This is a genomic window from Campylobacter estrildidarum, assembly GCF_005406205.1.
Taxonomy (GTDB): Bacteria; Campylobacterota; Campylobacteria; order Campylobacterales; family Campylobacteraceae; genus Campylobacter_D; species Campylobacter_D estrildidarum.
In genome coordinates this window covers 24006-48509 of record NZ_NXLZ01000003.1, presented here as the reverse complement: position 1 = coordinate 48509, position 24504 = coordinate 24006, and the positions used below count along the sequence as shown (strand labels likewise).

Annotated in this window: 17 protein-coding genes, 1 tRNA gene and 6 pseudogenes; 18 read left to right on the top strand and 6 right to left on the bottom strand. The window is 30.9% G+C overall.

Annotated elements, in window-relative coordinates; translation table 11 throughout:
- The first annotated feature begins 22 nt into the window (after positions 1-22).
- A pseudogene (locus tag CQA69_RS02300) lies at positions 23-1513 on the top strand (type I restriction-modification system subunit M).
- Between the two features lie 265 nt (positions 1514-1778).
- Here CQA69_RS02300 and CQA69_RS02295 read toward each other — a convergent pair.
- From CQA69_RS02295 to CQA69_RS02275, 5 genes are read right to left on the bottom strand one after another with little or no spacing between them, the layout of a single operon-like run.
- On the bottom strand, positions 1779-2969 hold the full coding sequence (locus CQA69_RS02295; RefSeq protein ID WP_137620220.1) for a molybdopterin molybdotransferase MoeA: 1191 nt from the start codon (positions 2967-2969) through the stop codon (positions 1779-1781).
- Positions 2963-3379 carry a GyrI-like domain-containing protein gene (locus CQA69_RS02290; RefSeq protein ID WP_137620219.1) on the bottom strand — a complete coding sequence of 139 codons (417 nt, stop codon included), beginning with the start codon at positions 3377-3379 and terminating at the stop codon, positions 2963-2965. Before CQA69_RS02290 ends, CQA69_RS02295 begins: the two co-directional genes overlap by 7 nt.
- Positions 3376-3819: a molybdopterin synthase catalytic subunit gene (locus CQA69_RS02285; RefSeq protein WP_137620218.1), complete on the bottom strand. Its 444-nt coding sequence runs from the start codon at positions 3817-3819 to the stop codon at positions 3376-3378. The genes CQA69_RS02290 and CQA69_RS02285 overlap by 4 nt, the downstream gene beginning before the upstream one ends.
- Complete coding sequence (locus CQA69_RS02280; RefSeq protein ID WP_137620217.1) at positions 3819-4040, bottom strand: MoaD/ThiS family protein; 222 nt, start codon at positions 4038-4040, stop codon at positions 3819-3821. Before CQA69_RS02280 ends, CQA69_RS02285 begins: the two co-directional genes overlap by 1 nt.
- Positions 4027-5568 carry a multicopper oxidase family protein gene (locus CQA69_RS02275; RefSeq protein ID WP_137620216.1) on the bottom strand — a complete coding sequence of 514 codons (1542 nt, stop codon included), beginning with the start codon at positions 5566-5568 and terminating at the stop codon, positions 4027-4029. Before CQA69_RS02275 ends, CQA69_RS02280 begins: the two co-directional genes overlap by 14 nt.
- Before the next feature lie 121 nt (positions 5569-5689).
- Here CQA69_RS02275 and nspC point away from each other — a divergent pair, with 121 nt between their 5' ends.
- From nspC to CQA69_RS02235, 6 genes and pseudogenes are all read left to right on the top strand, one after another.
- The gene (gene nspC, locus CQA69_RS02270) at positions 5690-6835 is read left to right on the top strand and encodes a carboxynorspermidine decarboxylase (RefSeq protein WP_137620215.1); all 1146 of its coding nucleotides are present in this window, start codon (positions 5690-5692) and stop codon (positions 6833-6835) included.
- Positions 6836-7109: 274 nt separating this feature from the next.
- Positions 7110-7793: a TorD/DmsD family molecular chaperone gene (locus CQA69_RS02265; RefSeq protein ID WP_137620214.1), complete on the top strand. Its 684-nt coding sequence runs from the start codon at positions 7110-7112 to the stop codon at positions 7791-7793.
- Positions 7780-7969: pseudogene (locus tag CQA69_RS02260) on the top strand (Tat pathway signal protein). Before CQA69_RS02265 ends, CQA69_RS02260 begins: the two are co-directional and overlap by 14 nt.
- Positions 7969-10765 (top strand): annotated as a pseudogene (locus tag CQA69_RS02245) (formate dehydrogenase subunit alpha). The pseudogenes CQA69_RS02260 and CQA69_RS02245 overlap by 1 nt, the downstream one beginning before the upstream one ends.
- Positions 10762-11404 (top strand): annotated as a pseudogene (gene fdh3B, locus CQA69_RS02240) (formate dehydrogenase FDH3 subunit beta). The pseudogenes CQA69_RS02245 and fdh3B overlap by 4 nt, the downstream one beginning before the upstream one ends.
- Positions 11401-12297: a formate dehydrogenase subunit gamma gene (locus tag CQA69_RS02235; protein ID WP_137620211.1), complete on the top strand. Its 897-nt coding sequence runs from the start codon at positions 11401-11403 to the stop codon at positions 12295-12297. Before fdh3B ends, CQA69_RS02235 begins: the two are co-directional and overlap by 4 nt.
- A 494-nt stretch (positions 12298-12791) precedes the next feature.
- Here CQA69_RS02235 and CQA69_RS02230 read toward each other — a convergent pair whose 3' ends face one another.
- On the bottom strand, positions 12792-15026 hold the full coding sequence (locus CQA69_RS02230; RefSeq protein WP_137620210.1) for an autotransporter outer membrane beta-barrel domain-containing protein: 2235 nt from the start codon (positions 15024-15026) through the stop codon (positions 12792-12794).
- Between the two features lie 129 nt (positions 15027-15155).
- Between CQA69_RS02230 and fdhD the strand changes: the two are divergent.
- The 11 genes and pseudogenes from fdhD (at position 15156) to CQA69_RS02175 (ending at position 24501) form a co-directional block, all read left to right on the top strand.
- Positions 15156-15934 (top strand): annotated as a pseudogene (gene fdhD / locus CQA69_RS02225) (formate dehydrogenase accessory sulfurtransferase FdhD).
- Between the two features lie 77 nt (positions 15935-16011).
- Positions 16012-16188: pseudogene (locus CQA69_RS09125) on the top strand (winged helix-turn-helix domain-containing protein); the annotation flags it as partial.
- An 86-nt stretch (positions 16189-16274) separates the two neighbouring features.
- Positions 16275-18380 carry an aspartate chemotaxis receptor CcaA gene (gene ccaA, locus CQA69_RS09455; protein ID WP_137620209.1) on the top strand — a complete coding sequence of 702 codons (2106 nt, stop codon included), beginning with the start codon at positions 16275-16277 and terminating at the stop codon, positions 18378-18380.
- 52 nt (positions 18381-18432) lie between these two features.
- Entirely contained in the window at positions 18433-19005 is a 573-nt protein-coding gene (gene yedF / locus CQA69_RS02210; protein ID WP_137620208.1) for a sulfurtransferase-like selenium metabolism protein YedF, read from the top strand.
- 8 nt (positions 19006-19013) lie between these two features.
- Complete coding sequence (gene selD, locus CQA69_RS02205; RefSeq protein ID WP_137620207.1) at positions 19014-20036, top strand: selenide, water dikinase SelD; 1023 nt, start codon at positions 19014-19016, stop codon at positions 20034-20036.
- Between the two features lie 28 nt (positions 20037-20064).
- A complete protein-coding gene (putP, locus tag CQA69_RS02200) occupies positions 20065-21534 on the top strand; it encodes a sodium/proline symporter PutP (RefSeq protein ID WP_137620206.1) in 1470 nt (489 codons plus the stop codon).
- A 46-nt stretch (positions 21535-21580) separates the two neighbouring features.
- Positions 21581-21678, top strand: a tRNA-Sec gene (locus tag CQA69_RS02195).
- A 26-nt stretch (positions 21679-21704) separates the two neighbouring features.
- Positions 21705-22955 carry an adenylosuccinate synthase gene (locus tag CQA69_RS02190; protein ID WP_137620205.1) on the top strand — a complete coding sequence of 417 codons (1251 nt, stop codon included), beginning with the start codon at positions 21705-21707 and terminating at the stop codon, positions 22953-22955.
- The gene (locus CQA69_RS02185) at positions 22952-23380 is read left to right on the top strand and encodes a flagellar export protein FliJ (protein ID WP_137620204.1); all 429 of its coding nucleotides are present in this window, start codon (positions 22952-22954) and stop codon (positions 23378-23380) included. The genes CQA69_RS02190 and CQA69_RS02185 overlap by 4 nt, the downstream gene beginning before the upstream one ends.
- On the top strand, positions 23373-23891 hold the full coding sequence (locus CQA69_RS02180) for a MotE family protein (RefSeq protein ID WP_137620203.1): 519 nt from the start codon (positions 23373-23375) through the stop codon (positions 23889-23891). The genes CQA69_RS02185 and CQA69_RS02180 overlap by 8 nt, the downstream gene beginning before the upstream one ends.
- 58 nt (positions 23892-23949) lie before the next feature.
- Entirely contained in the window at positions 23950-24501 is a 552-nt protein-coding gene (locus CQA69_RS02175) for a DUF507 family protein (protein WP_137620202.1), read from the top strand.
- Positions 24502-24504 lie beyond the last annotated feature (3 nt).

The following is a 24504-nucleotide window of genomic DNA, read 5'->3' as shown; positions in this document are numbered from 1 at the left end:
ACATATTTTTTAAAGGATAAAAATGCAAAATAAGATCGATCGAATCACCGACATTTTAAGACGCGATGATGGTATAAGTGGTGCTATGCATTATACCGAGCAGATTAGCTGGATACTTTTTTTGAAATTTTTAGATGATTATGAAGAAGAATTAAAAATCGAGGCGATGTTAAATGACAAATCTTATCAAAGCATCTTAGATGAGAAATTCAGATGGCAGGTTTGGGCAGCGCCAAAAAAAGATGGCAAACTTGATGTAAAAAATGCTTTGAGCGGATCAGATTTGCTTGATTTTGTCAATAAAGAACTTTTTGTTTATCTTAAAAATTTTAAAAACAATGAAAATTTTAAAAGCATAGAATACAAAATAGGCGGTATATTTGAATTTATAGATAATCGCATCGCCAATGGGCACACCTTAAGAGAAGTTATAAATATCATCGATGAGTTGAGCTTTAACAAAGAAAGTGATGTTTTTGCTTTAGGAGAAATTTATGAAAAGCTTTTAAAAGATATGGGAAGTGATGGGGGAAATAGTGGAGAATTTTACACTCCACGCTCTCTAATAAAAGCTATGGTTGAGGTGATAAATCCTAAGGCTAAGGAAAGAATTTACGATCCATCTTGTGGAAGTTGTGGTTTTTTGGTGGAGAGCTTTTTTCATATTTTATACAAAGATAGAGCTAAGAGAGAAAAGGCGAATTTGAGCGTAGAAGAGCTTGAATTTTTAAAAAATGATGCACTTTTTGGCAAGGAAAAAACTCCGCTTAGTTATGCAATGGGTGTTATGAATATGATACTTCATGAAATTTCAAGTCCAAATATCATCAAAACAAACACGCTTAGCAAAAAAATCACAGATATAAGCGAAGATGAAAAATATGAAGTGATCTTAGCAAATCCGCCTTTTGGAGGCAAAGAAAAAGAACAAATTCAAGAAAATTTTCCTATAAAGTCAAACGCTACTGAACTTTTATTTTTACAGCACATTTTAAAATCTTGAAAAAACAATGGACGATGTGCTATTGTCGTGCCTGAAGGCGTGCTTTTTCAGAATTCAAATGCTTTTGTGAGTGTTAAGAGGGATTTGCTTGATGATTTTAATTTAGAATGTGTTTTGAGTTTGCCAAGCGGAGTATTTTTGCCTTATAGTGCGGTTAAGACTAATGTATTGTTTTTTTCCAAAGGTTTAAGAAGTATCATAGATGAAAAAACTAAAGATGTGTATTATTATGAATTGATCCCACCTTATAAACTAACAAAAAATAAACCTTTAGAATACGTGCATTTTGATGAATTTTTAAAATGTTATAAAGATAGAAAAATCACGGCTAATTCTTATCTTGTTAGCCTTGAAGAACTCAAAAATAGAAATTATGATCTAAGCGCTAAAAATCCAAATGTTAAAGAAGAAAAATCTTTGCGTGAAGTGGAAGAAATTTTAGAGGAATTAAAACAAAATCAAGAAAAAGCTAAAGAGTTATTTGCTGACATCTTAAAAACCATAAAATAAACTAGCTTTAAAATGATTTATACTGGATTTTTCTTTGTAGTTTTTAGTTTTTTATTTATTTGTGGTTTTTATGTTTGGTTTCAATCAATAGCAGATATTTTAATAAATCGTTTTTTAAGATTTTCTGATTCGGGATATTTACTAAATTTTTTTAGTTTAAACGATCTTGTAAGATCTTATCCTGTAGTTTTAATTAATTTGACAAATTGTATCTATATTATCCTTTCTATCATTGCTTGGAGTCGGTTGAAGATAAAAATTATGCCTAAGGCATAAAAACTATATCAACCAAACTCTCATTTTCTAAAATTTCACATTCTTTAGGAACGATCATTAATGCAGCTTTGTGATTAAGGTTGTTAATGATCGCACTAGAGCCTTCTTTTTTCCCTTCTAAATTGACTAAAATACGCCCTTCTTTGAATTTTACATTACAAGCAACGAATTCCAAATAAGGCGTTTTTTTCTTATAACTTCCTTGTAAGAAAGCTTTAGTGATATAATCTTTTTCTTGACACAACCAAGCGTTTAAAATCTCTCTAGCATAAAGATTAAACATCACCATAGCAGAGTATGGAAAACCAGGTAAGGCGATGATGAATTTATGATTTGCTTTAGCGATTTTGATGTGGCGTCCGGGTTTGATATCTACTTTATCAATGATGATTTCATATTCTTTAACAGCGTTTTTTAAAAAATCAAAATCTCCCATAGAAACTCCGCCTGTCGTGATTAAAATATCACAAGACTCTAAAGCACTTTCTAAGGTTGCTAATGTCGCTTTTTCATCATCTTTTAAAAGTGGAAAAACCCTTGCATCGCAAGCTAAATTTTTAGCTAAATTGGCAATAGCGATGTGATTAGAGGAGCGAATTTGAGCAGGATTGTCCAAGGTTTCTCCTAGATCTTTGATTTCACTACCGCTACTTAAAACTCCAATGATAGGTTTTACAAAAACGCTGATGTGAAAAAAGCCTAATTCTGCTAAAAGTGCAATTTCACTGTAATTTAATTTTGTGCCTTTTTTGAGTAAAATTTCATCTTTTTTATAATTTTCTCCAATTTTTCTAACCGCAAAACCTTTTTTAACGCTTTTTTCTATAAAAATTTGATCTTTTTTTATACGGACATTTTCAACCGGAACTAGAGTATCGCTTCCTAAACTCATCAAAGAGCCTGTAAAAGTTTTGACACAAGTTCCATTTGTTACTTCAAATTGTGGCATGGTGCCTGCAGGGGTTGTACCTAAAATTTTTAAAGCCTTATCTTGATCTTCAAATTTAATCGCATAGCCATCCATAGCCGAAGTTTCTATTTCAGGCTGATTTTTAAGCGCTTTAATATCACAAGCTAAGATGCGTCCTAAGCATTGAGTGAGTGCTATTTTTTCTATTCTTTCATAACTTTTTATATGAGAATGTAAAATTTTTAAACTTTCTTCATAAGAAATTAGCATTGATTATCCTTAATACTGATATAAATTTGGGTTTTAGAAGAAGTGTAAAATTCAAAATCGGTTAAAAAAGCCCTTTTTATATCTGAATTTTTGAAAAATGTTTCAATTTTAGACCAAATTTTTGGTACGATTATTTCAGGTTGTCCAAAGTCTTCAAAAACCATATAAGAACCACTTTTTATAAGAATTTTTTCTGCATTTTGACAAGGGTTTTTAACTCCTACGCCAATTTTAAATTCCAAATCTTTATAATCATAATAAACACTATAAATTTCATCAGGAGCACCAAAGACACGATGAAAATCTTTCCACAAAGGAAAGATTTTTGAAGTTTGTTTATCGCTTTCTAGTTTTTTATCACTTAAAGTTGTTACTCCAAAAATGGCAAATTCTTGAATTTGTTTGATCATGATAAAATTCCAGCCCCTAAAAGTTTGCTTGATCTATCTAGAGCATAAATTCTTTCGCCATTTTTAAGATCGTATTTCCAAATGGGTGCATTAGCTTTAAAGTCTTCTACAAAGTCATTTATAAGCTTTAAACCCAATTTTCTTTGTTTGCTTAAAACACCTGCAAAATATGAACTTTCTCCAACTTTTACATCGCCGATAGAGTGTGCAAATAAAAGACAAGCAGGTTCTTTTTGTAGTCTTTCTTGCCAATTTTTAAACCAAGAAATGAGTAAAGGCTCATAAATATCAAAACTCAAACCCTCTACCTTATCATCATCTCTGACTATACCGCAAAAAGTGATCAAAGCTCCGCAATTTTGCTTGATGCTAAATTCATACCATTTTGTATAAATTTCAGGGATATTTAAAGGGCCTTCGTGAAGTGAAAAGTATTCCATCAACCGCCACCAACAGGAGGTAAAAGTGCGATTTTATCTCCACCTTTAAAAGTTGTATTTTCATCAAAAATGATTTCATCATTTAAGGCTACTGCGCAAAGATCAAGCCATTTTTTCAAGCTTTCATCTTGTTTTAAAAACTCTTTTAACTCTTTTAAATTTTTAACTTCTAATTCCAAACTAGCTTTGTTGATGGGCCCTAAAAATTCAATTTTTACCATTATTTTCCTTTACTTGCAAATTTCCCATCATACCCAAATCTTCGTGTTCTAAAATATGACAATGATACATTCTAAGTCCGACAAAATCTTGTTTCATTCTTAGTCTTAATTCTTCTTTTGGACGCACGTTGATTGTATCTCTTAAAGCTCTAAATTCAGCTTTTTTTATAGTGCCATTTAGTTTTGATGAAATAAGCTCAAATTGAGTTCCATGTATATGAAAAGGATGATCCATGTGTGAGTCATTGATAACGATCCAATCTTCAATAACTCCAACTTTTGAAACCAAGTCTATGCGGTTTAGATCGTAGGTTTTTTTATTGATCAAAAACATAGAAGCCAAAGCAGCTTTTTGTTCTTCTTTACTTTTTTTCATCATGCCGTGCATTTTGTGATGATCTTCACTCATTATGATTTCTTTGAAATCTTGTGGATCTTTTAAGCTTTCAAATTTTCTCAAAGTAGAAGGCAGATTTTTAGGATTTTTTTCTATATTAAGATGGGCTAAAAATAAGCTTTCTTTCTTTTCTTTAACCATCATTTTATCTCTATCATAATAAGTGCTTTCTAGCTTTAACTCTCCTATTTTATCCGCTTGTATGAAAACTTCCACTCTTGAAGCAGGAGCTAAAAATAATTCTTCTTTGATTATAGGTTTTTCTATAAGTCCACCATCAGTACCCACTAAGATAAATTTGGCGTTTTGAATTTTTAAATTTAAATATCTTGCTGAACAAAGATTATAAAGACGAATTCTTTCACCTTGTAAGGAAATTTTAGGTTGATATTGTCCATTGATCAAGACAAATTCACCCTCTCTTCCATTGAGCCAGTCTGTTAAAGTATTTTCAGGAATTTGTGCGTTTTCATCAAGTCTTAAATCACTAAAAACTAAATCTTTTTCATCAAAATGAGATAGAGCATCTTTTTTAGCCTTAACTACGAAAATTCCAGCAAGCCCCTTATAAACTTGTTTAGAGGTAATGTAATGAGGATGAGGATGATACCAGTATGTACCTGCAGAATTTAAAGGCAATGTGAAACGATAAATTCTTTCCTTTCCTGCTAAAATAGGATCGTGCGGACTACCATCTTGATCAGGTGGAACAGGAACACCGTGCCAATGTATAGTCGTAGGTTCTTTGAGTTGATTTTTGACTAAAATTTCAACCGTGTCGCCTTCGTAAACTTCTATTTTTGGACCAGGAATTAAACCATTGTAAGTATAGCATTTGGTTTTTTTGCTTTTGATGAGTTCTATTTCATTTTCTTTAATCTCTATAGTAGCGCGGAAAAAATTTTTTTCTTTACTTTCATTTTTAAGCAAAGTTAATTTTTTTAGTTTTTTTCCACTTGGAAATTGATCCTTGCTAAGAAGTTTAAGATTGTTAGGTGCAAAATTGATAAAAGAAGTGTTGATGGCATTAGGGGTATTATTGTGATGCATTTGATGCATAGGGGAACCATAAGCTATACCAATACTTGCTAAACTTAAAGCATTGAATTTTAAAAATTGTCTTCTATCCATAATTTTAATTCCTTTAATATCGATTAAATCGTATTATAGTTATTATTTTTAAAAACTCAGTAAATTATTTAAAATTTGACTTGTTTTTTGGTATTATTTCGCAAATTATAAGGAAGTATTTATGTATGAAAAAATTCAAACTCCAGCTTATATTTTAGAGGAAGATAAATTACGTAAAAATTGTGAACTTTTAGCGTATGTAGGTGAAAAAAGTGGAGCAAAAATTTTACTAGCCCTTAAAGGCTTTGCTTTTTCAGGAGCGATGAAGATTGTCGGAGAATATTTGCAAGGTTGCACTTGCAGCGGGCTTTGGGAGGCACAATTTGCCAAAGAATATATGGATAAAGAAATTCATACCTATTCTCCAGCTTTTAAAGATGATGAGATTGAAACAATTTCTTCTTTATCACATCACATCGTTTTTAATTCTTTATATCAGTTTGAAAAATATAAAAATATATGTGCTAAAAATTCTCTTGGACTTCGTTGTAATCTTGAATTTTCTTTAGCTCCAAAAGAGCTTTACAATCCTTGTGGGAGATATTCTAGGCTTGGAATTCGTGCTAAGGATTTAATACATGCGAATTTAGAAGGTATTGAAGGTTTGCATTTTCATGCTCTTTGTGAAGAAAGTGCGCAGGCTTTGGAGCAAGTTTTAAAGGTGTTTGAAAATAATTTTTCTTCATGGATTAAAAAGATGAAATGGGTGAATTTTGGCGGAGGTCACCATATCACAAAAAAAGGTTATGATGTTCAAAAGCTTATTGATCTTTGTAAGAAATTTAGTGATAAATACGGCGTTCAAGTGTATTTAGAACCAGGGGAAGCTGTGGGTTGGCAAACGGGTGTGCTTGTATCCAGTGTGGTTGATCTTATAGAAAATGAAAAGAAAATCGCTATTTTAGATACCTCAAGTGAAGCACATATGCCAGATACTATTATTATGCCTTATACAAGCGAAGCTCAAGACGCTAGAATTTTAAGCACAAGAGAAGGAGAAAGCATCTCCTCTTTGGAAAAAGATGAGATGGCGTATTTATTAACAGGCAATACTTGCTTAGCCGGTGATGTGATGGGAGAGTATGCTTTTAAAAAAGAGTTAAAGAGGGGTGATAAGGTTGTGTTTTTGGATCAAATTCATTATTCTATCGTTAAAAATACAACTTTTAACGGCATAAGATTGCCTAATTTGATGTTTTTAGATAAAAATAAGAATTTAAAAACTATAAGGGAATTTAATTATGAAGATTATGCAAAAAGGAACTAATTTATTATTTCTATTTTGCATAAAATATTTTTCATCTTAAAAATATACTGATATTTTTTACATTATTAATTTTTAAATTCTATATTTTATAAATGATGAATTTTATTTATTTTTAATGATTGATTGTGTTTAAAATGAGTAAAATTCAGTTTTTTAACTCAAATCATAATAAGATAAAACCTATTAAAATTTAGGATTTAAGGACTATATTAAGTCATATTTGCATAATAGAGTCTGTTTGATTTTTACAAATCTAAATTTTTAGGAATTGATTATGAATTTAGAGCAATTGAGGTTAGCAAGAAGTCTTTATTATCAATTTTTTGGCGATCTTTTTGTATTTTCTTTTTCTGATCAAAAACTTATTTCTTTACACTCTTGTTTAGAAGCTATGAAAGAAAATTTATTAGATGAGAGTTTAGAAGATAGTTTTAAAATATTGTTGCAAAATTCGCAAAAAGATTTACAGTTATTTTTTAAAGAATACGAAGAGCTTTTTTTATCTTTAAAAGGTGCCATTCCTGTGACATTTTCATATCTTGAAGAAGGTTTTGAAAATTCAAAAGCCTTACTTTGTGTGAGAGAAATTCTTTCAAAAAGTATTTTAAGACGCAATGAAACGAAATTTAAAGAAAGTGAAGATAATATAGGGTTTTGTTTTTTGTTAATGAGTGAGTTTTTAAAACAAAAAGAAGATAACTTAGCTAAAGAATTATTTCAAAAACTTATCCATCAAAATATTGATGAATTTATCACGCTTATTTTAGAGCATAAAAAAGCGTATTTATATAAAGAAATAGCCAAGATACTTGTAACTTTTATAGAATTTGAAAGATCTTGTTTTGATCTTGGTAAAGTTTTAAAAACCACTTCTAAAAAAGTTCAAAACGATCTTTCAAGATCTGAAATTTTAAGAAGAGAAACTAATAAAAAAAGGAGGATGAGTGCAAAATCGTAGAGAATTTCTTAAAAAATCCGCTTTTAGCTTTAGAAAGTGCTAGTTTATTGCCTAGTGCCGGTTTAGCTTTTGTCAAAGAAGAAAATAAAGATGTAGTAAAAGGTAGAAGTAAGAAAAAGGAAGTGCTTTTTCAAAGAAGTGCAAATTGGGAAAATTATTATACAAAGGCTGAATAATGTCAAGTGTTGATATAAAACTTAATCGTCGTAATTTTCTAAAAATGGCAGCCTTTTCAAGTTTGGTTACCCCTTTGCTTGCAAGAAGTGAAAATCTTAGAGAAGCAAGCAAGGCTGAATTAAAAGAAGCGTTTAAGGGAAGCAAAAAATTAAGACAATCTGTACAGCTTGCTCTGTGGGTTGTGGTATCATTGCTGAAGTACAAAATGGAGTTTGGGTACGTCAAGAAATCGCTCAAGATCATCCAATAAGTTTAGGTGGGCACTGCTGTAAAGGATCTGATATGATTGATATGGTGCGTTCCCATGTGCGTTTAAAATATCCTATGAAAAAAGAAAATGGAGAGTGGAAACGCATTTCTTATGAACAAGCTTTAAGCGAGATCGGAGAAAAACTTGCCGCTTATCGTAAAGAAAATCCAGAAAGCGTGATGTTTTTAGGATCTGCCAAACTCAATAACGAACAAGCTTATTATATTAGAAAATTTGCAGCATTTTTGGAACTAATAATGTAGTTCATCAAGCTCGAATTTGACACAGCGCAACAGTCGCCGGTGTGGCGAATACATTTGGTTATGGCGCTATGAAAAACCATCTTGGAGATATACAAAAAAGTAAATGTATTATTGTTATCGGTGCAAATCCTGCGGTTAATCATCCGGTAGGTTTTAGGCATTTCTTAAAAGCTAAAGAAAATGGCGCTAAGCTTATTGTTGTAGATCCTAGATTTACAAAAAGTGCGGCAAAGGCGGATATTTACGCAAGAATTCGTCCAGGAACTGATATAGCTTTTATGTATGGAATGTTAAAGATTATTTTTGATGAGGGCTTAGAGGATACAAAATATATCGATGAAAGGGTTTTTGGAATCGATAAAATTCGTGAAGAAGCTGCAAAATGGACAGCAGAAGAAGTTGAAAATGTCACAGGAATTTCTAAAGAGCTTTTAGTAAAGATCACTCATGAAGTGGCTAAAAATAAACCGACTACTCTAGTATGGGCTATGGGTTTAACTCAACATTCTGTAGGCACTTCAAATACGCGTTTAGCTCCTATTTTACAAATGGTACTTGGAAATATAGGTAAATTTGGCGGCGGGGTTAATATCTTACGTGGTCATGATAACGTTCAAGGTGCATCGGATATGGCTTGTTTGAGTGAAAATTTACCAGGTTATTATCCTTTAAATGAAGCGACTTGGAGGTATTACGCTAAAATTTGGGGTGTGGATTATGAATGGCTTTTAGGAAATTTTGTCAGCAAAGATTGGATGCATAAAACCGGACTTTCTCTTGCTAGATGGTGGGTAGCAGCTTTAAATGGCAAGGATGGAAATGATAAGGTTGATAATGCAGGAACGCCTTTAAAAGCGTTAGTTGTTTTAGGAAATGGTATCACTTCAACCGCACAGCAAGTTAAAGTTAAGGAGGGTTTAGAGGCTTTAGAACTTCTAGTTTTAGCAGATCCTTTTGTAAATGAAGCAGGTATTATCGCAGAAAGAAAAGATGGAATTTATCTTTTACCAGCTGCAACTCAATTTGAAACTAGTGGAAGTGTAACCGCGACTAATCGTAGTGCACAATGGAGATTTAAGGTTGTTGATCCACTTTATGAGAGCATGGAAGATCAAGAAATTTTATTTGAACTTGCTAAAAAGCTTGGCTTTTATGAAGATTTCACTAAAACTTTGCGAGATGAAAAAGGTGAGATTATTTGGCCTGAAAACGCTACAAAAGAAATTGCTAGAGCAGTTAGAAGTATAGGTTTAAATGGTTGGAGTCCTGAAAGACTTAAAAAACATACTTTGAATTGGGATAAATTTAATGAAGTCACTTTAGAGGGAAAAGATGAAGTTGCGGGAGAGTATTACGGACTTCCTTGGCCTTGCTGGAGTGATAAACACCCAGGAACTCCTGTGCTTTATAATGTAGATATTGAAGTAGCAAAAGGTGGTATGGGCTTTAGAAATAATTTTGGACTTGAATATGAAGGTGAAAGTTTATTGGCTAAAAATGCACCTTTAAATTCTCCAATTGATACAGGTTATCCACAAATCACTAAAGAAAATATTGAAAAAATTTTAGGAATTACCTTAAATGCCGAAGAAAAAGAAAAAATGGGTGCAACTTGGTTTTATGATGATAGCAATATTATCGCAAATAAATGCATGGAAAAAGGCATAGTTCCTTATGGTAATGCTAAAGCTAGGGCTATTGTTTGGACTTTTAAGGATAAAATTCCACTTCACCGTGAACCTATCCATTCTCCAAGAAATGATTTGGTGCAAAAATATCCTAGTTTTGAAGATCAAAAAGCACTTTATCGCGTGGATACAAAATTTATTTCTGTGCAAAAGGCTAAGGATTATTCTGAGGAATTTCCACTCAATCTTATTACAGCAAGGCTTGTTAATCTAAATGGTGCAGGTATGGAAAATAGAGCTTCTATGTATCTTTCACGTTTAACGCCTGAAATGTTTTGTGAGATTAATCCAGATCTTGCAAAAGAAAAAAATATCCAAAAAGGGGATATGATTTGGATCCATTCTCCAGAGGGAACAAAAATTCGTGTTAGAGTGAAATTCAATCCAGGTATTGCAAAAGAAATGATTTTCTTACCTTTTCATTTTACTGGAGTGATGCAAGGGGTGGATTTAACCCATAATTTCCCTGAAGGAACTAAGCCTTATGTGAGTGGAGAGAGTGCTAATACAATTACAAATTATGGTTATGATGTTATGTGTCAAATTCCAGAAACTAAAGGCGGACTTTGTCGCATTTCCAAGGATGGAAAATGAGTAAAGAAAATTTTATAAATTTAGAAAAAGATCGTTTAAAATTCTTTTGCGATAATGAACGTTGTATTGATTGTAATGGTTGTGCGGTCGCTTGTGATGAAGCCCATGAACTTCCTATTAATATCCGCCGCCGCCGCGTGATTACTCTTAATGAAGGCGTACAAGGAAAAGAAGTTTCAACTTCTATATTCTTGTATGCATTGTGATGATGCACCTTGCTCTATTGTTTGCCCTGTGGATTGTTTTTACATACGTGCCGATGGTATTGTTTTGCACGATAAAGAAATTTGTATAGGCTGTGGTTATTGTTTGTATGCTTGTCCTTTTGGTGCTCCACAGTTTCCAAAAGATAGTGCTTTTGGCAATAAAGGCATTATGGATAAATGTACTATGTGTGCAGGTGGTCCTGAAGAAACAAATTCACAAAAAGAAAGAGAGCTTTATGGACAAAATCGTATCGCAGAAGGTAAAGTGCCAGTGTGTGCTGCTATGTGTTCAACTAAGGCTTTATTGGTGGGCGAAAGTTCAAAAATCGAAGAAATCTATCAAAATAGACTCATAAATAGAAACTATGGCATTGCTTCACCTAAAGAAAGTATAGAATGGAAAATCGCCTATATAGGAAAGGAACGTTTATGAAAAAAATGTTTATCTTGCTTTTTTCTTGTTTTGTAAATTTATTAGCTTATGGTGAAGAAAGAATGGGACAAGATACGCAAATATGGGATCATCATCGAATCAGTAATATTCCAAATTATCATACTTTTGGTAAGTTTTGGACAAGTTTGCAAGGAGAATATATCGCAACGATTGCTCTAATTGCTATTATCGCTGCCTTGAGTGCTTTTGCTTTGCATTATATGGTGATTGGGCCAAAGCAATTTTCTCATAATGGAAAGAAAATTTACACTTTTAGCTTATTTGAAAGAATTTTTCATTTTATTGCAGCTCTTTCTTGGATTATTTTAATCCCTACGGGTTCGATTATGATATTTGGATCTACTTTTGGGAGTGGAAATTTTGTTAGAATTTGTAAAAATCTACATGCTTTAGCGATGATTTTATTTATCATTTCCATTATTCCGATGTTTTTATGTTGGATTAAAAGAATGCTTCCTGCAAGCTATGATATTAAATGGCTTATGATTATTGGAGGCTATTTAAGCAAAGTTAAAAAGCCAATTCCTGCAGGCAAGTTTAATTTTGGTCAAAAAACTTGGTATTATATTGCTGTATTTGGCGGCTTTTTGATGATTGTCACGGGTTTGTTTATGTATTTTGTAGATTTTGATTCTGTTGTAATTCAAAATTTTTTAGGTTTAACTCAAATAGAACTTTTAAGAATTTCTGCCATAGTGCATAATATTTTAGGGATTATTTGTGTGGTATTTTTTGGAGTGCATATTTACATGGCTGTTTTTGCAATTAAAGGAAGTATCCATTCTATGATCACTGGTTATAAGGAAGAGGAAGAGGTTTATATTTTACATCATTATTGGTATAAAGAACTTGAGGATAAAAAGAAAGTTTAGTGTTTTATCAATAAAGTGTTTTCAGTTTTTTTGAAAAAATATTTTCAAGATTGTATTTTTTAAGTCAAGAAGATTACAAAATTTTTTTGACTTTTAACTTCAGATTATTATTTGCAATTTTTATAAAAAAATCAATTGAGCATTAAAAATGTCAAGTAGCTTTAACAAAAAATTTGCACTATACTTTCGCGATAAATTTTAAACTCTAAAAATTTAGTTTTTTGACGAATTTTATTTTTATAAAGATTTTTAGCTTTGCTAAATAATTTAAAATTTGACAATGGAAGATTATTTTAAAACGATAAATTTACCTTTTATTTGGCTTTTAAAAGCTGCTATCGATTTATTTTGCAAAAATTTAGTAAAATGTTTTTGATATGGTATTTTTAATTTAGTGAAAAATAAAACGTTTGTTTAATTTATTTTCAAAATAATTTTGTAGGGCTTATCAAGCCCTAATTTATAGAAAAAGTTTTTGCATTCATTTTTAAAAATTAAAACTTATATTTTAGTCCTATTTGACCACTTAAATAAGTTTCGTTTTTATTATCAACTTTACCAGCTAAAATTTGCTTAGCACCTAAGCCAACATTCATGCTTAATTGTTCGGTGAAGTCTATATTGCCACCTACGATGATTTGTCCATAAGTTTTTTTCTTGTTATTTGCTTCAACACTAGTGAAAAAAGCATTGTTTATAGATAAATTGGCTATGTAGTCATCTCCACTATTGATAATAAATTGTTCAATTTTTGGAGTAGCAAAAATATAAGACTTTTCATCGATATATTTTCTAAATTCTGCTCCTATTTCAAGACTTGCAGAATTATTTCCCATAGAATCAATATCCTTAGCAATAGTACCATTTTCTGTATGAGATGGAGTATAGCTTAAGTAATAATTTACTCCAGCAAATGGCTTAACAAAAAAAGTATTATTGCTAAAATCAAACACGCGACCAGCATTAGCACTAAGACCTAAAAATTTGCTCATATAACTTGAATTATAAGCACCATCTACTTGCATATGATCTTGATCTGTTGGAGAAATTTGAGCGTAAGCTTTTAGACCAATTTCCCATTGTGGAGCTATGTTGATATTTGAATAAAGTCCTAATTGGAAATTGTCGCTTTTTTGTTCTAAAGTATTGTCTTTAATCTTAGCATTTGTATAGGTAAAATACATACCTAATAAAACCTGATCATTTGCTTGCTTGTCTAAGCCTATGGTTGCACCATACATTGCACCGCTATCTCCATCGATGATATTTGCACCACCAAAAGCATTAGCCCAAACACTTTGAGTATAATCATTTACATAACTTGGTCTCATATCGCTTTCTAAGGCAGCAAATTTAAGCCCACTCATTTTAGATGCATAGTTTCCAAAAGGATTATTTAATATAGCTACTCTTTGACCTATTGAAACGTCATTAGCTACATTCATTGTTGTATTTACAGAGCTTGAACTTGAGTTTAAGTTAGAGATGGATTTACCTGTATTATCAGTATCTTTTTTGATATTAAGAGCAAGTTTTACACCTTCTCTACTTGCTAAGTCAGCACCTATACTTCCTAATTGATCTGTGATAGAGCGAAGGGCTAAAATAGAAGCTTTGTCATTAGAATTTAAATTAGGTGCTACAAGATCAAGATATTTACTATCGTCTATTTTGCCGCCATTACTTTTTGCTTCATTGATGAGTTTTTCAATTTCTTGTTTTTGCTTGTTTAGTTCAGCTTTAGCTTTCTCCCATTCTTCTTTTTGCGTTTCATCACCTTCTAATGTTTCTTTTAGTAATGTATCAATCATAGCTACATCTACTTTTAATTGAGTGAGTTTATCTTTAGCAGCATCGGTTACACCACCATTGATAACTAAACATTGATTTCCATCACAATCTTTAATGCTTAATTTATAATCCACTAAAGGATCAAAATCTTTACTGTCTGAAACATCTATAACATATCCGGACTCTAAAGCATCTTTTGTTATAAAATTTGCATTTGGAACATAATCATTTATAAATTTTAAAAGCCATGCACTTGCAAAATTCTTTTTCTCTAAAATATCTTTATTGAAATTTTTAGCTTGGATCACTATAGCATCGTGTGCTTCCAAATCAGTATAAGAGCGTTTTACAAGCTTAAAATCTGAATTTGAAATATTGGCATTGCCATTTACTTTGATAAAATTACCATAAGTTGCAAACACTGTTGAGTCAGCTGTAAGATTTCCATTGATATTTAAGCCACCTTTGAAAGCCGTATTATCATCATTAAAAAGTAAGACCATTGAACCGCCTTCTTCCCCTGTTACCTCTCCTTCTCCTTTCATCTCTAAATTTCCATTGATAGTTGAAGGTTTGAAAGCTTGTAGAATGATATTTTGTGTTTTGATATCTTTAGCACTTAAATTGAAATTAGTCACATAAGTGGGTTTGTTGGAATCACTTTGTGTGAAAGATAGAGTATGTTCTCCTAGATCAATATTAAGATTAGGCGTTTCATCTTGTCCCGACCAATCATCTGGCAAACCAAGATCATTGTTAAATTTAAAAGTTAAATCCTGTTTTTTGTAGGAATCTTTTAAATAAACATTATTGTTATCTATTGTGAAATACTTTGAAAAATCTTTTGGATTATTTAAAGTTATTTCCTGCGAGAAGCCACTAGAATAAAGCAAAGTAGCCACACCTATACTGAGTAGAATTTTACTCTTTTTTGCCATAAACAACTCCTTTTTTAATAATAAAAAATGAAAAATGCATTATACCCCCCCCCATAAATTTAAGCTTAAATTATCAAAAACATCTATTTATTAGATATAATATTTATAATTTATTTACAAGAGACGATAATGAAACCTTTATTTATAACTCAAATTTTAAAATATAAAGGCGATAAAGCTTTTACTTGTGATGATACTTTAGTGCGTGAAATTAAGCTTGGAATTTTTATTAATGGTGAAAAAAATGGTGCTTTGATGGCAACGCCTGTTGATGAACAAGCCTTAGCGGTTGGGTATTTGATGAGTGAAAATATCATTGCTAAAGTAGAAGATATCCAAAGGATTGAAAGCAAAGATGATGGAATGAGTGTGCATATAGATGCAAAGATTGATAAAAAAATCTTGCTAAACTCAATGCCGAAAGTGTTGTGATTAGTGGTTGTGGGAGAGCGCACATGGCTAATATTGATATAGAAAATATTGAAGCAATGAAAATATCTTCTAAGTCTCAATTTAGCAAAGATTATATTTTAAAGCAAATGAGCCAATTTTATACTCAATGTGATTTATATGAAAAAACAGGATGTGTACATACAGCCAACTTTTTTGACGAAAAAACGTTTTTTATCGGAGAAGATATTGCCCAGCACAATACCATAGATAAGGCTTTAGGTAAAGCGAGACTGACTGGAGTTAAACTTGATCAGTGTTTTTTAATGGTAAGCGATCGTTTAAGTTCTGAAATGGTTGCCAAAACGATTATGCATAGAGTGCCGATTTTAGTTTCAAGAACGGCTCCTACTTGCTTAGGTGTAATGATAGCAAGAAAATTTGACTTAAGCCTTTGTGGTTTTGCAAGAGAAGATAAGATCAATATTTATAGTGGAGATTTTCGAATTCATGGATGATAAAAAAATACTCTCTTATATGAAAGAAATGCTAAATAGCAATGAAAAATTAGATTGTGGAACAGCTTTTAAAATAGCAAAAAAATTCTCAAGAAATTTTGGTAAGTACAAGACAAGGACGCTCGAAAGAATCAGGGACAAAATTAACACCTAGAGCTATAGAACTTATGGAAAATTTTGCTATTTTGCAAAAAGATATAGAAGAATATGCTAATAAGCGTTTTAAAGAATTATTTTTAAAGAATAAAAAGTAATTATAGATTTCAATATATTTATTTTTTTGCAAGTAAAATAATGTTAAAATAAAGTTTTTTAAAGAAAATAAATTTAAGGATATTCGATGTTTAAGTCTTTAAATATTGCTTCAAAATTAATTTTATCAGTAGCAACGATTGTAATATTAGGATTAATAGTTTTGATATTTTTGATTACAGAGCAAGTAAGCCAAAATATTTCTAAAAACACTGAAAGTATTATTTCGACGACATCTAAAGAATATGCAACTCGTGCTCAAGGTATATTTAATGAAATGATAGCTTTAAATAAAAGTGAAGCTTACACTCTTACGGAAATGCTAAAATCAACAGATAAAGAAGATTGGGATATAGATGGTATTACTAATATTCTTACAAATCTTTTTGATAATAGTGCATATTCAAATTTTACTTATCTTTATTTGTTTGATCCTCCTGCTTATTTTAAGGAAGAAAGTAAATTTTTTAACACCAAAAAAGGTCATTTTGTTATTCTTTATACTGACAAAGAGGTTGATAAACGAGGTGGAATAGAAATCATTCAATCCCAAGATGATATTACAAATTTAGCTATAGTGCAAGATATTATAAAAAATGCCCAATATGGAGAAGATAAAACTTATGTAGGTAGAGCTATAAAAATGAATCTTGATGGGAAAGATTTCAATGGTTTAAATTTAGCTATGCCGGTTTTTGGTAAACATAATAAGCTTATCGGTGTTGTAGGTTTAATTTTAGATTTTGAAATTATTTCTAAGTATTTATTAGATCCACAATATCTTCTTTTTGATGGTCAGCTTAATGTTTTGCTCAATTCGCAAGGCTATATAGCAGTGCATCCAAATAAAAATTTAATGCTTAAAAATCTTATGCAAGAAAATAATAGGAATAATCAAACTGAAAATGTTTATAAGGCTATATCAGAAGGAAAAAATGGGATATTTGATTATGTAGCTTCTACAGGTGCTGATTCTTATGCGAGTTTAAGTAGTTTTAAAGTTGGTAACTCGACTTGGAGTATTATGGTAACAGCGCCTAAGGAATCAATATTTAAACCTTTAAGAAAACTACAAATGCTAATTATCGGGGCTTCACTAATTTTTATATTTGTAGTTTTAGCTGTTGTTTATTATTGTGTTAGAAGAATAGTTGGAATTAGACTTCCAATTATATTGAAATCTTTAGAATCGTTTTTTAAATTTTTAAATTATGAAAAAATAGAGCTTAAACCTATAGAAATTTATTCTAATGACGAACTTGGTTCTATGGGAAGAATGATAAATGAAAATATCGAAAAAACTCGTGTTTCATTAAAGCAAGATCAAGAAGCGGTTGATGAGTCAGTACAAACAGTTAAAGAAATTGAAGGTGGAAATTTCAGAACAAGAATTTCTAAAGTTCCTATTAACCCTCAATTAGTAGAACTTAAAAATGTTTTAAATAGAATGCTTGATGTATTGCAAAATAAAATTGGTTCTGATATGAATAAAATCAATCAAGTATTTGATAGTTATAAAGCACTTGATTTTAGTCAAACAATAGAAAATGCTCAAGGAGGAGTTGAGCTTACAGCCAATATTTTAGGTGGAGAAATTAGAAAAATGCTTATTACTTCTTCTAAATTTTCTAAAAATTTGGCTTTACAATCTGAAGAGTTAAAAACTTCAATGCAAAAATTAACAGAAAGTTCAGATATACAGGCACAATCACTTGAGCAAAGTGCGGCTACCATAGAACAGATTAACCATTCTATGCAAAGTATCAATGGAAGAACTTTAGAAGTTGCAAATCAAGCAGATGATATTAGAAATATAGCAAGTGTTATTAAAGATATTGCTGAACAAACCAATCTCTTAGCATTAAATGCTGCTATAGAAGCTGCACGTGCTGGAGAACATGGACGAGGTTTTGCTGTTGTTGCGGATGAAGTTAGACAGCTTGCTGAAAGAACAGGAAAATCTTTGAGTGAAATTGAAGCTAATATTAATATATTAGTTCAAAATATTAATGAAGTAGCAGAATCTGTTAAGGAACAGACAGCTGGAATTGCACAGATTAGCGATACAATAATGCAACTTGAAGCTGTTACAAAAGAAAATGCCGAAATTGCTAATAATACAAACCATATTACAAATGAAGTAAATCACGTGGCTAGTGCAATTTTAGAGGATGTAAATAAAAAGAAATTTTAAGATTATAATAAAATTATATTCATCAAAAATATAATTTTATTAAGGAAAAACAATGAAAATTGATTGTAGAAATCTTGATTGTCCCAAGCCTGTGGTTGAAACAAAAAAAGCTCTTGAAAATTTAAATAATGGAGAGAGTTTGGAAATTGTTTTAAATTCTACTATCTCTAAAAATAATGTTCTAAAATTTTTAAACTCTTTAAATTTAAATCCAGCTTTTAAAGAATACGAAAATGAAATCATTGTTTATGTTGAAAAAAAAGAAGTGGATTTAAATAAAGTTAATGCTAATGAATACAGCGTCTTATTTTTAAAAGCAGATAAAGTTGGTTTTGGAGAATTAGGGCAAAATTTATTTGCTGGTTTTTTAGATACTTTAAAAAGTATTGAAAATATTCCAAGTAAAATTATTTGTGTTAATGAAAGTGTTTTAGTAAATACTGATGAAAATCACAAAGCACATATAGCTATGAAAGAATTGGAAAGCTTAGGAGTAGAGATTATAAGTTGTGGAGCTTGTTTGGAATTTTTTGGAAAAACTAAAGAATTAAAAATTGGTTCAATTGGAAATGCTTATGAGATTGTTAATGAACTTTTTGGAAAAGCAAAAATCATTACTTTATAGGATAGAATTTGGAGTATAAAAAACAAAATTTAACCCATTTTGTAAAAGCGGCAGGTTGAGCAGCAAAACTAAGCCCGGGTGGTCTTAAAACAATTTTAAATTTTATGCAAAAATCTCCAGCTTTACTTAGCGATATTGGCAATAATGAAGATGCGAGTGTTTATAAACTCAGTAGTGATTTAGCTCTTGTTCAAACTCTTGATTTTATCACTCCTGTGATCGATAGTGCTTATCATTTTGGTGCTATTGCTGCAGCTAATGCTCTTAGTGATGTATTTGCTATGGGGGCTGAAGTGATAAATGCCTTAAATATAGTTGGATTTGATACTAAAAATCATTCTTTAGAGATACTAAAGGAAATGTTAGAGGGTGCCAATGATAAGGTAAATGAATGCAAGGGTTTGATTGTTGGTGGACATACAATTGAAAGTTCGGAATTATTTTTTGGACTCAGTGTTACTGGTAAGGTTCATCCTGCTCGTTTTATAGCTAATAATCGTGCAAAATTAGGTGATAAAATCATTTTAACCAAGCCCTTAGGAGTTGGAATTTTAAGCACGGCCTTAAAGGCAGATTTTTTAAAAGAAAAACATTTAAATTCTATGGTTGAAAGTATGATGTCTTTAAATTTTAAGGCTAGTCAAATTGCTTTAAAATTTAAAATCCATGCTATGACCGATATTACGGGATTTGGCTTTTTAGGACATTTAAGAGAAATGCTAAATGATCAAATTAGTTTTGAAATTTTTAAGGAAAAAATTTCTTACTTGGATGGAACCTTGGAATATTATAACATGGGGTTAATTCCAGCTGGAGCGTATAAAAATTTAGAATTTATTCAAGAGATGGATCCTGATTTAAATGAGGAAAATTTATTGCTTTGCGATCCTCAAACTTCAGGAGGACTTTTGATCGCTATAGATGAAAATCAAGCTTTGCAATGTCTTGATGAGTTAAGAAATGAAGGTATTGAGGCAAATATTGTTGCCCAATGTGTTTTAGTTTCAGAAAAGAAATTTATTTTTGTTTAATTAAGTTTTAATATTTTTAAGGGAAAAGATGGAAGTTGTTCATATAAACATGGCTATTATAACAATGTTTTCAGTTTATACCTTTTTAATGCTTTATATAGGTTTTTATTTTTATAAACAAAATAAAAGTTCTGAGGATTATTTCTTAGGAGGAAGATCTTTAGGACCTGCTCTTTCTGCTTTAAGTGCAGGTGCTTCCGATATGAGTGGTTGGCTTTTAATGGGTTTGCCAGGAGCCTTATATATCGGCGGTTTGATTAATTTTTATATTGTGATTGGCTTGATTATCGGTGCGACTTTAAATTGGATTTTTATAGCAAAAAGATTAAGAATTTATACAGGCATTATTGCAAATTCCTTGACTATTCCTGATTATTTAGAAACCCGTTTTGATGATAATAAACATATTTTACGTGTGATTTGTGCTATTGTTATTTTAGTTTTTTTTACCTTTTATATTTCTTCAGGCCTTGTGAGTGGAGCGAAACTCTTTGAAGGTGTTTTTCAAATTCGTTACGATTATGCTTTAATTACTGGAACATTAATCATTGTTATTTATACTTTTTTAGGGGGCTATAAAGCAGTTTGTTGGACGGATATGATTCAAGGACTTTTAATGCTAGGAGCCCTAATTGTTGTGCCATCAGTTATGCTTTATCATTTAGGAGGTGTTTCTAAAGCATTTTCTATTATAAAAGAAATCAAACCTGAGGCTTTATCTATAAATCATGTCAGTTTTGTAAGTATTATTTCTGCTCTTGCTTGGGGACTTGGATATTTTGGACAACCTCATATTTTAGTGCGTTTTATGTCAATTAGATCGGTGAAGGATATCCCTATTGCTACCTTTATAGGAATTTTTTGGATGAGTTTGTGTTTATTTAGTGCTTGTTTGATTGGAATTTTAGGTATTGCTTATATCTATAAATTTCAGCTTAATTTAGAAGATCCTGAGAAAATTTTTATACTCATGTCTCAACTTTTATTTAATCCTTGGGTTGCCGGAATTTTACTTTCCGCGATTTTAGCTGCTATAATGAGTACAGCAAGTTCGCAACTTTTAGTATCAAGTTCGACTATAGCTGAAGATTTTTATAAAAAAATTTTCAAGAAAGATGCATCTAATAAAGTAGTTTTAAATTTAGGTAAAATAGGTGTTTTGATTGTAGCCTTGGTTGCTTTTTTAATTTCTATGGATAAAAATTCAAGCGTTTTAAATATAGTTTCTTATGCTTGGGCTGGTTTTGGTAGTAGTTTTGGTGCGGTTATTATTTTTTCACTTTTTTGGAAAAGAATGACAAAATTTGGTGCTATTGCTGGTATGATTTCAGGTGCTTTAGTGGTGATATTGTGGAAAAATTGTGCTGATTCTAGTTTATATGAAATGATACCTGGTTTTTTAGCGGCCTCTTTGGTTATTATTTTTGGGAGTTTATTGACTAAAGTAAATTCTGGTTCAAAAATGGCTTATGAAAAAATGCTTAATGAAATTCCTTAATCTTAAATTTATTTTATTTTTTATTAAAAACCGCTATAATAACTTTGGAAGATTAGCGTATCTGGTGATCGCCACTGACTTCAAATCAGATGAAAGGGTAGCTGGCTATTCTTTGGGGAGTTCGATTCTCTCATCTTCTCGCCATTTAATCAATGCAAAGGATTATGATAATGAGCAAAGCAGATATTGTCGTTGGTATTCAATGGGGAGATGAAGGAAAGGGCAAAATAGTTGATAAATTGTGCCAAAATTATGATTTTGTTTGTAGAAGTGCAGGAGGGCATAATGCTGGACACACCATTTGGGTAAATGGAGTAAGATATGCTCTTCATTTAATGCCAAGTGGTGTATTAAATTCAAAATGTGTCAATATTATAGGAAATGGAGTTGTAGTTTCTCCTGAAGTTTTAATTGCTGAAATGGCACAATTTGAAAATTTAAAAGGTAGATTATATATAAGTGATAGGGCGCATTTAAATTTAAGCCATCATTCTTTAATAGATATTGCAAAAGAAAAACTTAAAGGTAAAGATGCTATAGGAACAACTGGAAAAGGTATAGGTCCTTCTTATGCAGATAAAATCAATCGAACAGGGCGTAGAGTAGGTGAACTCTTAGATCCTCAAAGACTTCACAATGCCTTAATGAAAGATTTTGAGCTTGATAGAAGTTATTTGGAGTTTTTAGGAGTTGAAATTCCTGATAGTGATGATTTATTAAACGATCTTAAAAGATTTAGCGAAATTTTAACTCCTTATATTACAGATACAACAAGAATGCTTTGGAAAGCTTTGGATGAAGATAAAAAAGTCCTTTTAGAGGGCGCTCAGGGTTCTATGCTTGATATTGATCATGGAACTTATCCTTATGTAACAAGTTCAAGTACAATTTCAGCAGGAGCTTTAATTGGTCTTGGTTTAAATCCCAAAGAAGCAGGAAATATTATAGGTATAGTAAAGGCTTATACAACTAGAGTGGGCAATGGAGCTTTTCCTACTGAAGATAAAGGTGAGGATGGAGAAAAAATTGCTCGAATTGGAAAAGAAATCGGAGTAAGCACTGGACGTAAAAGACGTTGTGGATGGTTTGATGCTGTTGCGGTAAAATATACAGCAAGATTGAATGGTTTAGATGTTTTATCTTTAATGAAGCTTGATGTTTTAGATGGTTTTGAAAAGATCAAAATTTGCCGAGCTTATGAATATAATGGAATGGAAATTGATTATGTTCCAAGTGATTTAGAAAATGTTCAACCTATTTATGAAGAAATGGATGGTTGGGATAAGGTTTTTGGAATCAGGGATTATGATTTATTGCCAGAAAATGCTAAAAAATATATCACAAAGCTAGAAGAACTTTGTGGAGTTAAAGTGAAATTTATCTCTACAAGTCCAGAAAGAGAAGATACTATTATTTTATGAAAAGCAAATATAATTCTGTTGTAAAAGTAAAAAAGCAACAACTTGATAAAGCGGAATCAAATTTAAACCAAGCTAAGCAAAGACAGCTTGATAGCGAAAAAATGCTTGAGCTTTCTAGAAAAGAATGTGAGAGTTTGAGTATCTTACCGCAATCAGGTTCCGTTTCGGAATTAAGATCAAATTTAGCTATGAGACAAATAGGAAGAGAGACTTTAGCTAGAGCTAAAGAAAAAGTAGAACTTTCAAAAAAAGAGATGGTTCATTATCAATTTTTGTACAAAAAAGCCCATTTAGATTATGAAAAAATGAAAGTTTTAGAGACTGAAGAAATCAAACAAAAGCAAAAAGAACTTGCTAAGATTGAAGAAAAGTTTCTCGATGAAATAGCTATTAGCCGTTTTTTTAAAAAGGATAAAAATGAGTAAAAAATTTATTTCTTTGATTTTTTGTTTAAATATAGTTTTTGGTGCTGATCAAAATTGTGAAGAGTATTTTGAAGCTAGAAAAGCACAGCTTGAGTTGCAAACAAAAGAATTTGATGAAGCTAGACAAGCTTTAGAAGCTTACAAGGCGTCTTTTGAGGCTTTGCAAAAAGAAAAATTAGATACTTTAGCTAAGAAAGAAGCCGAGGTTAATGCAACTTTAGCACAGATTCAATCTTTAAAAGATCAAAATGCCAAATTATTAGAAGAGCAACAGAAAATTTTAAGTTCTATTAATAAAAAGACAGAAGGCAGAGTAAAAGAAATTTATTCTCAAATGAAAGATGCAGCTATAGCTGATGTATTAAGTCAAATGGATGCTGAGGATGCGAGCAAGATTATGTTTTCATTAGAGTCTCGAAAAATTTCAGGGGTTCTTTCTAAAATGGATCCTAAAAAAGCAAGTGAATTAACTTTATTATTAAAAAATATAGACAATAATAAAACTCATTAAATTTGTTTTTTAACATAAATATATTATTATTTTAAGATCATTATTTAAAGGTTTGAAAATGCGTATAAAATTGCCACATATACCTTATATTACAAATAAAATAGTATTGGATTTGGTAAATTCTTCTTTTGTTGAAATTAAGAGTAATATAGAAGAGTTAAATCCTTGTATTAAGAAAATTTTAGAAATCGATGTCTTTAATGAAAGAAAATTAGATGAAAGAATCAAAGAACTTTTAGAAGAACAAGAAGATGAAATGGAACTCATGCAAGTTGATAGAAAAAATATGTTTTGGCTTGTCAAAAAAAAACTTGCATCTGAATTTGATGTTATTTTAAATTTAGAAGATCGTCATAATCGTTTAGCGCATAAGATTTTGGAAGAACTTATAGAAAATGATTATATTAATTTTACAGTTAGTGAAAATAGAGTAAAAAACTTAATTTTTTCTAGTATAGAAAATTACCTTAAAATTTATGAAAATTTAGAAGATGAGGTATATGAAAAAATAAGCAATTATAAAACTAAACCGGTTCCAGGTAGTGAAGAATATGAGTTAATCTTTGAAAAACTTTATCAAGAAGAGCTTAGAAAAAAGGGAATGTTTTAAGCC

What these genes read in the sequence shown, in the direction of transcription:
- ccaA (WP_137620209.1), top strand. Translation starts at nt 16,275, where the DNA reads ATGTTTAAGTCTTTAAATATTGCTTCAAAATTAATTTTATCAGTAGCA.
- CQA69_RS02185 (WP_137620204.1), top strand. Translation starts at nt 22,952, where the DNA reads ATGAAAAGCAAATATAATTCTGTTGTAAAAGTAAAAAAGCAACAACTT.
- CQA69_RS02285 (WP_137620218.1), bottom strand. Translation starts at nt 3,819, where the DNA reads ATGGAATACTTTTCACTTCACGAAGGCCCTTTAAATATCCCTGAAATT.
- CQA69_RS02275 (WP_137620216.1), bottom strand. Translation starts at nt 5,568, where the DNA reads ATGGATAGAAGACAATTTTTAAAATTCAATGCTTTAAGTTTAGCAAGT.
- CQA69_RS02280 (WP_137620217.1), bottom strand. Translation starts at nt 4,040, where the DNA reads ATGGTAAAAATTGAATTTTTAGGGCCCATCAACAAAGCTAGTTTGGAA.
- CQA69_RS02290 (WP_137620219.1), bottom strand. Translation starts at nt 3,379, where the DNA reads ATGATCAAACAAATTCAAGAATTTGCCATTTTTGGAGTAACAACTTTA.
- CQA69_RS02175 (WP_137620202.1), top strand. Translation starts at nt 23,950, where the DNA reads ATGCGTATAAAATTGCCACATATACCTTATATTACAAATAAAATAGTA.
- CQA69_RS02295 (WP_137620220.1), bottom strand. Translation starts at nt 2,969, where the DNA reads ATGCTAATTTCTTATGAAGAAAGTTTAAAAATTTTACATTCTCATATA.
- putP (WP_137620206.1), top strand. Translation starts at nt 20,065, where the DNA reads ATGGAAGTTGTTCATATAAACATGGCTATTATAACAATGTTTTCAGTT.
- CQA69_RS02230 (WP_137620210.1), bottom strand. Translation starts at nt 15,026, where the DNA reads ATGGCAAAAAAGAGTAAAATTCTACTCAGTATAGGTGTGGCTACTTTG.
- CQA69_RS02235 (WP_137620211.1), top strand. Translation starts at nt 11,401, where the DNA reads ATGAAAAAAATGTTTATCTTGCTTTTTTCTTGTTTTGTAAATTTATTA.
- yedF (WP_137620208.1), top strand. Translation starts at nt 18,433, where the DNA reads ATGAAAATTGATTGTAGAAATCTTGATTGTCCCAAGCCTGTGGTTGAA.
- CQA69_RS02265 (WP_137620214.1), top strand. Translation starts at nt 7,110, where the DNA reads ATGAATTTAGAGCAATTGAGGTTAGCAAGAAGTCTTTATTATCAATTT.
- nspC (WP_137620215.1), top strand. Translation starts at nt 5,690, where the DNA reads ATGTATGAAAAAATTCAAACTCCAGCTTATATTTTAGAGGAAGATAAA.
- CQA69_RS02180 (WP_137620203.1), top strand. Translation starts at nt 23,373, where the DNA reads ATGAGTAAAAAATTTATTTCTTTGATTTTTTGTTTAAATATAGTTTTT.
- CQA69_RS02190 (WP_137620205.1), top strand. Translation starts at nt 21,705, where the DNA reads ATGAGCAAAGCAGATATTGTCGTTGGTATTCAATGGGGAGATGAAGGA.